Here is a 14,141-nt window from a genome sequence, read left to right as displayed (position 1 = left end):
TCGGAGCAACGATTCCTATGAAGAAAAACAAATACTGGTCTACGCTAAAAAACGGATTCAAAATAATCATCACGGTAGCCGCCCTATACTGGGTATCCAGAAAGATATCGCTGGACGATTTAAAAGAGGTGATGGAAAAAACGAATCCGCTTTATCTTTTTCTGGCGCTGATTTTCTATGCTATATCGCAGTTAGTGGCATCTTCACGATTAAACAGCTTCCTGAAGGTAATCGGTTTAAACCTTACGGAACGCTATAACCTACGGCTTTATCAACTCGGGCTACTCTATAATTTTTTCCTCCCCGGAGGAATCGGCGGGGATGGTTATAAGATTTACTTCTTAAAGAAGAATTATCCAGTAAAGGGCCGACGGGTATTAAGTGCGGTCTTCTTCGACCGTCTCAGCGGTCTGTGGGCGCTATCAGTCATCACAGGATGTCTCATCATCTTTATGCCCCGTCTTGCCATTCCGCCCATTGTCGTCGTCGGTGCACTTGTTATCGGCACGGTGACGTACGTCTATTTTTTACGCCTTTTCTTTAGGGAGTTTTTGTCCAGCTTTGTAATCACCCACATAAAAGCATTGGCTGTCCAGGGATTCCAGACCTTGAGCGCAATTACCATTCTTTATGCACTAAGTTTCGATGGTAAATTTTCGCCCTATTTATTGATTTTCCTGCTGTCGTCGCTCGTAGCCATTGTACCATCCATATTGGGCGGCCTCGGCCTGCGGGAAACCATCATGGACTTTGGCGCCCGCTATTTTCAGCTCGACCCTCACCTGGCCGTTTTAATGAGCTTGATATTTTACACTATATCGCTAGCCGTTGCCTCCACGGGTGTATACTATATTTTTAGAACGCAACGTCTCGGCGCAGATCGGCTACCATCCGTTGCGGAAGTTGAGAAAGAACTAGAAAACGAAGAATAACTATGGCAAATATTATCATTACCGGAGCAAGCAATGGGATTGGATTTGAGTCAGTCCTGGATTTAACTGCAAATAAAGACAATCAGGTTATTGCCCTGGCACGCTCAGCGGATAAACTGCGCAAACTGCACGAAATTGCAACCTCTCTGAACCCCGAAGGCGGAAAACTGTACCCCGCCCAGTTTGACATCGTATACGACAATTACCCGGACTCCCTGGTTCCATTCATACAGTCCAAGTTCGAAACTGTCGACGTTTTAATCAACAATGCGGGGGTGCTGATCAACAAGCCTTTTATGGAAACGTCGCTAGAAGATTTTGCACAGGTATTTCAGACCAATCTGCTCGGGCATGTAAACATGATCAAACATATCGTCCCGATGATGAAAAATGGTGGTCATATTGTAAATATCGGCAGTATGGGCGGTTATCAGGGCTCAGCAAAATTTGCCGGGCTGTCTGCTTACTCAGCAAGTAAAGGCGCTTTGGCAACATTAACAGAATGCCTTGCCGAAGAACTCAAGGATAGGAATATCAAAGTCAACTGCCTTGCGCTGGGTTCCTCCCAGACAGAGATGTTCGAGAAAGCCTTTCCCGGCCTGGAGGCAGGCACGCTCGCATTCGAAATGGGACGCTATGTTGCTGATTTCGCGCAGAATGGGCATAAATATTATAACGGCAAGATCCTACCTGTCGCCGGAACAACACCATAAATCAACCGGAGACGGTAAATGCCCCGGCATGGCTACCGTCGACTCCGCACAGATAGGAACCGTCATGACATTTAAGCCTGTTTTAGTCGACAAAAGCGCTATTCGGCCTCAATAAAAGTGCCGCCATCTGGACAATGCTGTTGTCGGCTACTTCAATCTTAGTATCCAGTCGGCCAGATCACGCATCACGTCGGTATCAAAGGTCTCCTCCAGTTCTGCATATTCGCTGATAGCGCCTGTCCTTGCATTCTGGAAAAGATGGTTGAGTCCTTCGTATACCTGTAATCGGTTCTGACGGTTCGGCGGTAGATTATCCGTCAAACTTTCCATGTTTGCCGCAAAGGGTACCTGAATGTCTTTTGTCCCAAACGCCGCAAAGACCGGTATCTTAATCTTACTTATAAACGGGACGGGGTTGATTCGCATAAAATACCGGTAGGAAGGCATAACCATCATCCTAAACTCGTTTTTCTGGGCCTGCGTGGGCTCCGGAATAATCGATGACATATTTGCCAATAGCTGCCGATAGGCATGTTCATCGCCCAGTTCGCTTTTCACAATAGCGAAGTTTTTCCGATTAATCACCTTTGCCTGTTGCAGCTGCCTTTCATTCATGCCCCCCAAACGTCCGATTTCATACGCCTGCAGCACCATTAAAGAGTCGATGGGAATAGCAGGCCCGGCGAGAAGGGCGATAAAATTTAGCTCCGCCGATTGCTGCCCTGCGATAAGTTTAGCGATCAGCGCACCTTCACTATGGCCAACAATACCGATTTTCTTCGGATTAACTTTGCTCTGCCCCCGCAAAAAGTCTATTGCAGCGATCGCATCTTTGCTGAAATCGCCAATCGTACTTTTCGTATAATTTCCCGTCGACTGCCCCACCCCGCGTTCATCATAGCGTAAGACCACAATACCGCGCTTGGTTAAGTAATCGGCAATCACCTTAAACGGTCTGTGTCCTTCAATGGTCTCGTCCCGATCCTGGGGCCCGCTTCCCGTGACGAGGATGACAGCCGGAAAACGGCCTTTGCCACGTGGTGTTGTAACCGTGCCTGCTAATGTTGTACCGTCGAAACTGTTGGTAAATTCCACATCGAGCGTGTCATACCCATACGGAGGCTCCGGTGTCTGCGGTCTTAGACGTACCTTTTCGACAAACCGCCGTAGCGTCAACGGTGCACGTAGAGGTCCCTGTGCGAAGACACCGTTGATCGTAGAATCGTCCACGCGCCGTCCTGTGTAAGATAAACCCAACGAAGCCGCGGCCAGCCGGAGGGAATCGCCGAAGACCTCCACCTTGCTCAACGGAAGATGTGCTGACGACTGTGCCGGGCTGACCAGTTTGCCCTGCCATGCGCCTCCATCATCCTCCGTCAAATGAAACACGAGAGGAAGCTGCGTACCCTGTACCTCGATACTGCCGCGCCAACTCCCTTTAAAAGACTGTGTAAATCCCAAACAAGACTGAAAAAAAAGCAAAACAATTAATAATATCCGTTCCATGAAATTTAATTATATCCACTAGCGTTAGAGAACGACCGCAACAACCCGTACTTCTCCCCTACGCCATTTCTTAAAAATACAATTATTTTTTAATTAGGCGAGCGACAACTGTCAGCTGTACACTCTGGCGATGATGCGGGGCATGCATCCCGCAGTGGTAGCATACCGCCGTATTGCATATAAAGTCAATTTTATATATGTTTGCAGAATTTAGAATATGAGAAAACTACTGGGCTTTATCCTTACACCGATTTTTTATCTGTGCTTTTCTTTGTCATTAATTGTATTCCACCCTATTCAATGGCTCTGCCTAAAACTGGGCGGGTACCGTGCGCACAAAAAAAGCGTGGACATTTTGAACGGTTTTCTGGTAGCTTGCAACTATACACTTTTCAATCGAACACGTTTTATCGACAACAAAAGGCTCCCCATCGGTCGTCCTATAATTTTTGTTGCAAACCACCAAAGTACGTTTGACATTCCTCCCCTTATATATTTCCTGCGTAGGTTCCATGGAAAATTTATCTCTAAAATAGAATTGGCCCAGGCAGGTATTCCGAGCATATCGTTCAACCTCGTGCACGGAGGCGCTGCTAATATAGACAGGAAAGACGCCAAGCAGTCCATTGCAGAGATACTAAAGCTTGCCAACAATATGAAGATGAAAAACTGGTCGGCCTTTATCTTTCCGGAAGGAACGAGAACGAAAACAGGCAAAATGAAACCATTCTCGGTGGGCGGTATTGCTACCTTACTAAAGAAAAATCCGGAGGCGCTTGTTGTGCCCGTCGCCATCAAAGGCTCTTATCTCATGGTAAAATATGGCATGTTTCCTTTACGCCCCTTTACATCGATGAGCTGGGAAGTCCTGGATCCGATCGACACCACCGGTCTAAACGCCGAAGAGATCGTTAAAAAGGCGGAAGAAGTGATTAGGGTACAGGTAGAAGGGTAATTAATGAACCTTCCTACCCTTCCAGTCGTATTTTCCTACGTTACCCGCTACGCCAATATATACTAAATATACGGCATGGGCAAAAGACAGTAGCGGCAGGTTCCACAGCAACTCCATTCGGCCGGCAAAGCGGCAAAGCGGACGGATAAATAAGTATTCGGCGAATATTTTCAGGGCAAGAGCCGCTGCAAAGAGCCAGTGGACATCAGGAAGGTACACGAAGAAGAGTACCGCTGCGCTTACCAGCGCCAGATTGAATGCCCATATGCTGATACCCAACCATACAACACGCTTATCTTTGTATTTCGTACTTTTCGAGGCCCATCGCTTACGCTGACTGATGAAGGCAGAAACCGTAGGTTTAGCGTCCGTAAAAACGGCCGCTGCAATAGACTTGCAAAACTTAATTCTGTCGGCGTAACGCTCGGCAACCTTATGTAAAAACAGCTCGTCGTCGCCCGACGCTACATTATCTATGCCGCGAAAACCTCCCATTTCATAGAAAACATCCCTACGGTAAGCGAGGTTCGCTCCATTGCAGGTCGTCGGACTGCCATTTCCGATCCCCGCTGCTCCGAGGCCGATTAAATATAAAAACTCAAGGGTCTGCAGTCTTTCGAAATAGCTTTTTTCTTCCGAGTATATGACAGGAGAAGAAACCATATAGGCGCCGGTCCGCTCAAAATAAGAAACAATGGTAAGCAACCATTCCGGCCCCATCCTGCAGTCGGCGTCGGTAGTTACAATCAGCTCGCCCGTCGCCCCGGAGATGGCCCGGCTTATTGCCAGTTTTTTATACGAGTTGAGCTTATCCCCCTCATTAAGTTGAATCAACCTGACACCTCTATCGGCATAAGAAGCAATGATGGCTGCAGTCCGGTCAGTAGAATGATCGTCTACCACAATGATCTCCAACAGATTCTGCGGGTAAGTCTGTGCCAATATCGCCTCTATTGTTCTACCGATATTTTCTTCCTCATTTCGGGCCGCTATCAATACCGATACCTGCGTCTTTACATCTTCCCCGGTCCTTCTGAAATACGGAATAAGGAACCAACCGCGCCGCATATAGAGAACGAGCCCTATATAGATCACCGTCATCAGGATTAAAAATGTATTAAGACTTGTTACCGCCGACATAGTTCACATTAAAAACAAAAACAGCCCCAACGATCGCGGGTAAAATAAGATTGACAAACCAAATACAGGACACGATCGCCATAACAGCAATGTCCTGTGTCGTGATATAGCTGTATAGATTGCTCGCAACAAAACTTCTCACGCTGAAGTCAAAGATATCCAACGAAGGCACGGCCGACTGGATGAAAAATAGGATAAAAATCATCAGCACCATCGACAGGAAAGGCATCTCTGGCAGGAACACCGACATCAATAAGATATACTGCGATGTGAAGATGATGAAGCGTGCCAGCGACAACACAAGCACATGCAGTAGCTCGCGCGCCTTAAAATCTTCCAGAACCGCGAAGAAAGGTTTAATCGTTTTTAAAAACCCAAACTTCCCTACAAGAGCGTCCACCCAGTGGACATTGAAATAAAGCACCAGAAAAGCCGCCGCATATATGATCGCCAACAACCAGATTCCAAATTTTACGGAATCTGGCGTGGGTAAAAAGGTAGACACAAACCATGCAATACTTAACGCACCGAAAACGCTCGTCAACACGAGCTGCGCAAAAAGGCCGACACCCATCGCCACAGCGCCGGAAGCCCGGTTCTGCGGCTTAAGCAACAGCACACGCCCCCCATATTCCCCAATTCGATTTGGCGTAAAAATCGCCCAGGTAAGACCACAAAAGACAGATTTTATGGCTTTCCACCACCCGATGTGCTCTACACGCCGGCTCAGGTATTTCCACTTTACAACCTCGAGTGCCCAATTCATCAGCATCAGCAGCATAACCGCAGCCAACGTTCCGCGGACTACCCAAGGCTGGATGCCCTGCAGCAGCATCTGGAACTCGCGAAGGTTTTTCTGATTATTGACTTTCGTAAAGATAAACCACGTTGCAAGACCTACTATCGCAAGTTTGATCCCGAAGTTTAAGTATTTTTTCTGCTGTTTTGTCAATGGTTTCAAAATCGAAGCACAATGTTACTAATTTTTAACGAAATCTTAACGCAACCTTCTGTGATAAATTCCCACCGATGCCCATTCACAGTTTTTCATATTTAATACAAGCATAAAATCGTAATATTGCACCATGCAGCGAGAGAAAGCAAAGGAAAGAATTATACTGGGCATCGACCCCGGAACAGCCATCCTGGGCTACGGGGTCATTAAACAGACAGGGCAGCAGCTGACATTGGTTTCATTGGGGGTGGTAAAGATGGGGCATCTGGAAGACCATGCGCTCAAACTACAGCGCATATTCAAAAAAACTTCGGCGCTGGTCGAGGAATATAAACCCGACTACGTTGCATTGGAATCCCCTTTCTACGGAAAAAACATACAGGTCATGCTTAAGCTGGGAAGAGCTCAGGGCGTTGCCATGGCCGCCGCACTGAATTATGACATACCCATCGCAGAATACTCTCCGCGCAGAATCAAACAATCTGTTACCGGCAACGGAAATGCCAGCAAAGAGCAGGTCGCAGCCATGCTAAAGACGATCCTGAAATTTAATGAAACACCTGAATTTTTAGATGCAACGGATGGCCTCGCTGTCGCCGTATGCCATGCCTTCCAACAAAACAACGCGGTGGAATCTAAAGGTTATTCAGGGTGGGCTGCTTTTGTCAAAGAGAATCAAAAACGCATCCGCTAAAGTTTAACCTGCCGTATAACGTTCTTCACATTCAGTTCTACAATATCCGTCATTGTACGGCAGTTAAAATAAGCTTCGTTGTTATAAAACTTTGCATACCCCTCGCGCAGGCGAAGTATGTTTCCGGGCGTGGATAGCTCCTGAAGCTGAGACGCATCCCGGAGGTCTTTGATCCGGTGGCGCTCACTCCTAACCCGATGAACTATAGAAGAGCGCTCCTCCTGCTGATATTGAAGAACGGTCTTTTCGTTCAGGTATTCCATTGCCAGTTTCACATACGGCAGGTTTTCCTTAAAATACTGGGGCATATAAACCTTAGGATTGCCTTCGTAGAACTGCTGATCGAAGTCGATTGCACGGATACGGAATTGAAAATCATCAAAATCCGGCGTGATCTGCATCACAAAATTATACGCCCGCATATCGCCCAGCAAGGAGATAATACAACGCTCATTAAATTTCACGAATTCCTTTGCTATGCGGGTCTGGTTGTAATCGGGGGTATGGATACCTCCTTTGCTGAATACATCCCCCGGAATGCCAACAATATGTTCTTCAACCAGCGTGTCACGATCGACCAGATAGTTCACCTGATTGGGGGACAGAATTTCTTCGAGCTCGAGCCCATAAATACGCGAGGCGTCTGCCTTCTTGATATAAAAATAATCATAAACATCGTTTAGCCTGTTGATAATACGGATGCGGAACGGCTTTGTATTGCCGAACGCACAGTACTCGATCCGATCAATTATCTTGTGCTGTACAATTTTCGTATTTCCCGACGCTTTCAAGATCGCGTACACCACTTTCAGCCCGTCGTATAGACGATCCTGCAGATGAGGCGGATACAGCGGCGTCTCCCAGAACGTATCGTTCCCGTATTTATCCATGACGGGTACCGTCTCCGTAAACTCAAGCAGATCCCGATAACATACCGGCAGCTTAGCATCCCGCTGGTAAATACGAAGATATTTGGCCAATCCGGGACCGACCGGATATACCGGCTTTTTCCGCGATATTGTTACATCTTCTATTTGCATATGTTTCCCTTGCCTTCTGTGCGTCACAGCCTAGGGCAACGCTTCTCCTATAAATCTACATTTAATTTTTTAATTACACACAAGCGGATAAAAATCGAGGGGATGCCCCCCCCCAAAAAAGTCAGTCCTGCTGATTATCTTTATGTTGATAAAAAAAAGTCATATGAAAACAGCAGGACTTGACGTACACAAAGATAGTATTTTTTGTGCCGTATTTGATGGAAAACATTACTCGGATGTGGAGGTTTTCGAAACCTTCAGTACAAGCATTCGAAAGCTTGGTGAATACCTTAGAACTTCAGATGTGAAACGTGTCGCCATGGAGAGCACCAGTATCTACTGGATCCCGTTCTGGAATATTCTCAGTGAAATGGGGTTTGATCTGATGCTGGTGAACCCCTTTCTGATCAAGCAGCTTCCCGGCCGCAAAAGCGATGTAAAGGATGCACAGTGGATTGCCCAGCTGCTTCACAAGGATATGCTTGCCGGGAGTTTTGTGCCCGGGGAGCGGATACAGGAACTCAGGAGCTATACCCGGGCTTATGGTAAGCTACAGCAGCGGATAGCGCGCATGCTTACCAAAATGGACAATATCCTCGTACAGGCAGGTATCCGTTTGGGTAGTCTTGTGAGTGATATCGGAGGGAAAAGTATGCTGAGTGTCATTGATGCGCTGATAGCAGGCGAAACTGATCCTGCAAGATTTAGCAAACTGGTCTATGCCAGTAAGAAGAACAAAGAAAACGGAAAGCTGGCATCGGCCCTGACCGGCTGCATGAAGGAACACCACCGCTTCAACCTGCAGATGGCAAAAGCTGAATATGACCTGTTGAATAAGCAGTCGGGCGAATACCTGGAGAAGATCGAAGCCATCTGCAGACGTGATTTTCCACGGCAGAGTGCCCTGCTAAAGACGATTCCCGGGGTAAGCCGTATCAGTTCCGCTGTGATCATCGCCGAGACCGGCGCAGACATGAAAGTTTTTGAAAACAGCGGTAAACTCAGCGGATGGGTCGGATTACGACCAAAGAATGATGAAAGCGCAGGGAAATATAAAAGTACAGCGATCACTAAAGGAAACAGATATCTCAAGCCAATACTGGTACAGGTTGCCTGGGCGGCAAGCCGCTGTAAAGGCTCCTATTTTAAAGATAAATTCAACCGTCTAAGTATAAGAAAATCCTCGAAAAAGGCCCTGATCGCTATTGCACGAAAAATATCCGTTGTTGTATGGAATATCCTAAAAGACCTAACTCCTTATAATCCGGCACTACAGGTGATCTACGAACCAGCCAAACTAGATGTAAGGATACGGTATCACCAAAAGGAAATGGAACGCATAGCGAAACTTAAACCATGACATTTTTTTGCGTAAAGGCCGGGTATCTTTATGGTGGCTAAAAGACCCCGTTTTTAAATTGGCCAATGCAACATGCCTGAAAAGGCTATAAGTACACAAGCATGAGTTAATGCCACACTTTGGTAGACCAAACTCGAAGAGGAAAATCGCAAATCCCAATGCGCAAGGGACTGTTTTATAGTTAATTTATAGAGGAAAGATACGGAAATTTCCGTGCGTAATACGCCGAGGGGCCCAGAGGAAAGCCGGTAAAAATAAAACATTTACAATAATTCGACTTATTTTTGAAAAATATAAAATAACATTCGAAAAATACTTAGTATTTTTACAAAAAAAATAAAAATAAGCAGGTTTGTATAACGGTAGTTCAAAAAGGAAGAAGCTCCCCGGGCGAGGAGCTTCTACGCTAACCAATTATAAACCTATGTTATTTTGAGGGAAGTAACATGCCTTGTTAACAAAACTTTCAACTTTTATCCCGTTTTGTTAATACAAATATAAAATGTTCTCAAAATATCTGCAAACTTTATTTGATTTTTAGTTATTTTACAAAAAAGAGTAAAAATTTTAAACAAAAACACCATTTTTTATGGATAAAAAGTATTCAAATTACGATTTAGACAATTTAGATGTTCAAATTCTATCTATTTTAATGGAAGATGCCTCAATTCCATACACTGAAATAGCAAAAAAGCTAATAGTTTCGGGCGGAACAATCCATGTTCGCATGAAAAAGATGGAAGAACTCGGAATAATTAAAGGGTCGGAGCTAATTATTAACCCGCAAAAAGTCGGATTCGACATCACCGCGTTTCTGGGAATCTATCTCGAAAAAGGATCTCAATACGCTGACGCGGTAAAACAGCTGCGTGAAATCAAAGAGGTTGTCGAACTACATTATTGCACGGGGCAATACAGCATGTTCGCGAAAATCGTATGTCGGGACACCGCCCATTTACGGAAAGTTTTAAATGAAGACATTCAGGCCTTAACAGGAATACAGCGCACCGAGACGATCATTTCCCTGGAAGAAAGTATTAAACGACAAATCACATTGTAAGAGGTGTGAAACAGGAGATGTGAGATTGCAACATGATCTCACATCTCCTATCTATCATTCATAGCTACAGGACGCCTCCCAATAAGTCTATATAGAACATTATCCCTTGTCTGATTTCCGACAAAAAGATGAATTCGTCTGCCATATGAGAACGGGCAGAGTCGCCGGGCCCGACCTTCAATGAGGGCACGGACAGTAACGCCTGATCGCTCATCGTCGGGCTTCCATACGTGCTGGCCCCAAGCCGGATTCCCGACTGTACGAGGGGATGGTCCAGCGGAATCGTGGATGGCGTGAGCCTCGTAGATCTAGGCTTCACGTCGACGTGCACGTGCTCCCGGATGATTGCCAAAACCTCGTCATGGCTATACATTTCCGTCGTCCTTACGTCAACAACGAACTTGCACGACGCGGGCACTACGTTATGCTGCGAGCCGGCATTTATTACCGTGACCGACATCTTAACCGGTCCAAGGTAGGGCGACACCTTCGGAAACTGAAAGCCACGGAACCACCCTATAGCATCCATTGCCTTATAGATAGCATTTTCACCCTCCTCTCTCGCCGCATGTCCTGCCTTGCCGTACGCTTCGCAGTCCAGGACCATAAGGCCTTTCTCCGCGACCGCCAGATTCAACAGCGTAGGTTCGCCGACAATAGCAAAGGCCAACGGTCCGGTATGCCGGATAGCTTCTTCTATACCGTCCTTACCCGAAATTTCCTCCTCCGCCGACGCCAGCAAACACAGGTTATACGACAGATCTTCGGCCTTATGGTAATAAAGAAAGGCGGCGATAAGCGACACCAGGCAACCGCCGGCATCGTTGCTGCCTAAGCCGTACAGTCTGTCTTCCTCAATAACTGCAGCAAAAGGATCCCGGGTGTATCCCGGGTTAGGTTTTACGGTATCATGGTGCGAGTTCAATAAAATAGTGGGCTTGTCCGCATCTGCGTACCTGTTATATGCCCACACGTTGTTTCCGACCCGCTGGTAGGATACCTGTCTTTCATCAAAAAAAAGACACAGCAGATCTGCCGTGTCCTGTTCCTCTCTGCTGAAGGAGGGAATCTGTATAAGCTTCTTGAGCAGACCCAAAGCATCGTCGTAAAGCATGTCGATAGCGGCTTTGTCATTAATCATTATACAGCCCTCCCGCTTTTTTTGCCGATAGTTTAATTCCTTTGATAAAGGCGGAGCTAAAGCCATAGTGCTCCATTTCGTTAAGACCCGCAATGGTACATCCTTTGGGTGATGTAACCTTGTCAATTTCACCTTCCGGATGATTTTGCGTTTGCAACAGCAGGTCCGCAGCTCCCTTGGCCGTTTGAACTGCCATCTTCAGCGCGTCATGGGCATGGAAACCGATTTCAACGCCACCTTGAGATGCTGCCCGGATGGCGCGCAGGAAAAAGGCGATACCACATGCGCATAAGGCTGTCGCCGACGTCATCAGGTCTTCCTGAATGATAACAACTGAGCCTACTGCCTCGAAAAGACGTTCAACGACAGCCACCTTTTCGCCCGGCGCGTCATCGCTGGCGATACAGGTCATGGATTGCCCGATGGCGATAGCCGTATTCGGCATAGCTCTTACCACGATTTTGTCCTGGCCTAAAATTGCCTTCACGTCGGCACAGCTAACACCCGACACCACCGATACAATAACCTGGGTGGGCTGTACGACCGGCTTTAGCTCTTCCATCACTTTCTTCAGCTGCTGCGGCAATATGGCGAGTACGATAATATCGGCGTCGGACGATGCTTCCGGGTTGTTGTCACTCACGCGAAACCCTAATCCGGCCTCTTCCTTTAGCGCGGCAATGCTGCGTCGTGTTAACGTAATATCGTCCGGCTTAAACTGACCTGACGTCACCAGCCCCTTGGCCAGGGAAAAACCAATGTTTCCGCTGCCGATTATTGTTATTTTACTCATCTTAACTGTTTATTTGCCCAATAAGCAAGTGCCAAACTCTCCCTGTTGATAAAGATGTAGGTTTAAAGCATTGCCAATATATACATTTTTGACTCCTTTCCCAATAGCGTGAAAGGCGTTTTCCAGCTTCGGTATCATTCCTTCGTAAATAGTACCGCTGTCTACCAGCTGCTGAAACTCATCTGCGTGAATCGACTTTATAACCGAGTTGGGATCCTCTACATCACGAAGGACACCATTCTTTTCAAAGCAGTAAATTAAACGCGTTTCGAATATTTTCGACAGCGAGACCGCCAATGCCGAAGCAATAGTGTCGGCATTCGTATTCAATAGCTGGCCGAGTCCGTTATGCGTGATGGCCGAGAATACCGGCGTAAAGCCCGCCTCCAAAAATTTCTTTATGCTCAGCAGATTCACCGAGTCTACCAAAATATCCCCTACGTAGCCGTAGTCAATCTCTTTCACCGGCCGTTTTACGGCTTTAATTGTATTGCCGTCGGCCCCACTCAGCCCCACGGCATCACAACCGAACTTCTGGAGCGAAGAAACTACTTTTTTGTTGGTTAAGCCAGCATATACCATCGTCACGACATCCAGCATGGCTTCGTCTGTTATCCGCCGCCCGTTCACCATCTTTGCCTCTATGCCTAACCCCGATGCAACCCTCGTTGCTATCTTGCCTCCGCCATGAACTAAAATCTTCTTTCCCTGCAGGGCCGCAAACTTTTCGAGGAAACTTTGAAGCTGTTCCTCGTCATCAATGACATTTCCGCCTATCTTAATAATATTCAGCACACTTCCCATCGCTATAAGTATCTCTAAAGATTTTCCAACATACGTTTCAAGACGACCTGCGCAGCCCAGACGCGGTTCCCCGCTTCCTTAATTACCAGCGAATTCGGACCATCCAAAATTTCTGAAGACAGTTCCAGGTCACGTCGCACAGGCAGGCAGTGCATAACCTTGGCGTTGTTCGTCATCTGTAGCTTCCGATTGTCCATCATCCAGCTTTGCGCCACCGGATAAACCTGACCATAATCTACATAAGAAGACCAGTTTTTTACATAGACAAAGTCCGCCCCGCTCAATCCCTCTTCCAGATCGTTCGTTATTTTTGCCCCTTTCGTAAAATCCTCACACAGCTCATATCCCATAGGGTGGGCAATCGTAAACTCTACGAGCCCCTGTTCCTGTGCTTTACACATCCACTCTGAAAACGAGTTGGGAACTGCCTGGGGCAGGGCTTTCACGTGAGGCGCCCATGCCAGGACCACCTTAGGCTTCTCCACCGCTTTATGCTCTGTAATAGTTATAAGGTCGGTAAGACTCTGCAACGGGTGCCGTGTCGCACTTTCCAACGAGACAACAGGGACACCGCAGTAGCTGATAAACTTATTAAACAGGTCCTCCGTGTAATCGGCTTCCCTGTCTTTCAGCCCGGGAAAGGAACGAAGTCCGAGGATATCACAATATTCGCCCATCACAGCTGCCGCTTCCCGAATGTGTTCTACTGTCGTTCCATCCATCACTACACCGTCCTGTGTTTCCAATGCCCACCCGTCTTTGTCCATGTTCATCACCATGACGTTCATGCCAAGGTTCATTGCCGCCTTCTGCGTACTTAAACGTGTACGTAGGCTTGGATTCAAAAAAACAAGTCCCAATGTTTTGTTTTTACCTAAGTGCTCAAAGGCGTGAGGCGAACTTTTCAACGACAGCGCCTCCTGAACAACCCCATGTAAATCAGCTACGTCCGCTACGGAAAAAAATTTTTTCATATGTGTCTAATTATTCATTAGTGCTTACATCCAACTGTATTGGTGAATGCTTCGCATTCTGATTTTCGATTGCC

Annotated in this window: 14 protein-coding genes; 6 read left to right on the top strand and 8 right to left on the bottom strand. The window is 46.8% G+C overall.

Annotation, left to right across the window (positions count from 1 at the left end):
* The first annotated feature begins 17 nt into the window (after window positions 1-17).
* Window positions 18-932 (top strand): lysylphosphatidylglycerol synthase transmembrane domain-containing protein, encoded by a 915-nt coding sequence (locus BC792_RS13475; protein WP_148909534.1) that lies wholly within the window; start codon window positions 18-20, stop codon window positions 930-932.
* A gap of 2 nt (window positions 933-934) precedes the next feature.
* The gene (locus tag BC792_RS13470; protein ID WP_148909533.1) at window positions 935-1,645 is read left to right on the top strand and encodes an SDR family NAD(P)-dependent oxidoreductase; all 711 of its coding nucleotides are present in this window, start codon (window positions 935-937) and stop codon (window positions 1,643-1,645) included.
* A 147-nt stretch (window positions 1,646-1,792) separates the two neighbouring features.
* On the opposite strand, the gene BC792_RS13465 is transcribed toward BC792_RS13470, so the two are convergent.
* Window positions 1,793-3,151 (bottom strand): alpha/beta hydrolase family protein, encoded by a 1,359-nt coding sequence (locus tag BC792_RS13465; protein ID WP_148909532.1) that lies wholly within the window; start codon window positions 3,149-3,151, stop codon window positions 1,793-1,795.
* Window positions 3,152-3,368: 217 nt separating this feature from the next.
* Here BC792_RS13465 and BC792_RS13460 point away from each other — a divergent pair, with 217 nt between their 5' ends.
* Window positions 3,369-4,106 (top strand): lysophospholipid acyltransferase family protein, encoded by a 738-nt coding sequence (locus BC792_RS13460; RefSeq protein WP_148909531.1) that lies wholly within the window; start codon window positions 3,369-3,371, stop codon window positions 4,104-4,106.
* Here the strand turns inward: BC792_RS13460 and BC792_RS13455 are convergent, their stop codons facing one another.
* Window positions 4,107-5,246 (bottom strand): glycosyltransferase family 2 protein, encoded by a 1,140-nt coding sequence (locus BC792_RS13455; protein ID WP_246155064.1) that lies wholly within the window; start codon window positions 5,244-5,246, stop codon window positions 4,107-4,109.
* The gene (locus BC792_RS13450) at window positions 5,224-6,207 is read right to left on the bottom strand and encodes a lysylphosphatidylglycerol synthase domain-containing protein (protein WP_246155061.1); all 984 of its coding nucleotides are present in this window, start codon (window positions 6,205-6,207) and stop codon (window positions 5,224-5,226) included. Before BC792_RS13450 ends, BC792_RS13455 begins: the two co-directional genes overlap by 23 nt.
* Before the next feature lie 124 nt (window positions 6,208-6,331).
* Between BC792_RS13450 and ruvC the strand changes: the two genes are divergently transcribed.
* On the top strand, window positions 6,332-6,895 hold the full coding sequence (gene ruvC / locus BC792_RS13445; RefSeq protein WP_148909529.1) for a crossover junction endodeoxyribonuclease RuvC: 564 nt from the start codon (window positions 6,332-6,334) through the stop codon (window positions 6,893-6,895).
* Here the strand turns inward: ruvC and BC792_RS13440 are convergent.
* A complete protein-coding gene (locus BC792_RS13440; RefSeq protein WP_148909528.1) occupies window positions 6,892-7,935 on the bottom strand; it encodes a hypothetical protein in 1,044 nt (347 codons plus the stop codon). The genes ruvC and BC792_RS13440 overlap by 4 nt on opposite strands.
* 163 nt (window positions 7,936-8,098) lie before the next feature.
* Here BC792_RS13440 and BC792_RS13435 point away from each other — a divergent pair, with 163 nt between their 5' ends.
* Entirely contained in the window at window positions 8,099-9,295 is a 1,197-nt protein-coding gene (locus tag BC792_RS13435) for an IS110 family RNA-guided transposase (protein WP_148909527.1), read from the top strand.
* A 589-nt stretch (window positions 9,296-9,884) separates the two neighbouring features.
* Window positions 9,885-10,355 (top strand): Lrp/AsnC ligand binding domain-containing protein, encoded by a 471-nt coding sequence (locus tag BC792_RS13430; protein ID WP_148909526.1) that lies wholly within the window; start codon window positions 9,885-9,887, stop codon window positions 10,353-10,355.
* Between the two features lie 64 nt (window positions 10,356-10,419).
* Here the strand turns inward: BC792_RS13430 and BC792_RS13425 are convergent, their stop codons facing one another.
* The 4 genes from BC792_RS13425 to BC792_RS13410 are packed head-to-tail and all read right to left on the bottom strand — an operon-like array spanning window position 10,420 to window position 14,067.
* Entirely contained in the window at window positions 10,420-11,496 is a 1,077-nt protein-coding gene (locus BC792_RS13425; RefSeq protein ID WP_211357542.1) for a M20 family metallo-hydrolase, read from the bottom strand.
* Window positions 11,489-12,289 (bottom strand): pyrroline-5-carboxylate reductase, encoded by an 801-nt coding sequence (proC, locus tag BC792_RS13420; protein ID WP_148909525.1) that lies wholly within the window; start codon window positions 12,287-12,289, stop codon window positions 11,489-11,491. Before proC ends, BC792_RS13425 begins: the two co-directional genes overlap by 8 nt.
* 9 nt (window positions 12,290-12,298) lie before the next feature.
* A complete protein-coding gene (gene argB, locus BC792_RS13415; protein ID WP_148909524.1) occupies window positions 12,299-13,093 on the bottom strand; it encodes an acetylglutamate kinase in 795 nt (264 codons plus the stop codon).
* Window positions 13,094-13,107: 14 nt separating this feature from the next.
* Window positions 13,108-14,067 (bottom strand): Rossmann-fold NAD(P)-binding domain-containing protein, encoded by a 960-nt coding sequence (locus tag BC792_RS13410; RefSeq protein ID WP_148909523.1) that lies wholly within the window; start codon window positions 14,065-14,067, stop codon window positions 13,108-13,110.
* Window positions 14,068-14,141: the final 74 nt, after the last annotated feature.

Source organism: Sphingobacterium allocomposti (assembly GCF_008124885.1).
Taxonomy (GTDB): Bacteria; Bacteroidota; Bacteroidia; order Sphingobacteriales; family Sphingobacteriaceae; genus Sphingobacterium; species Sphingobacterium allocomposti.
This window is presented reverse-complemented; position numbering and strand designations above follow the sequence as displayed.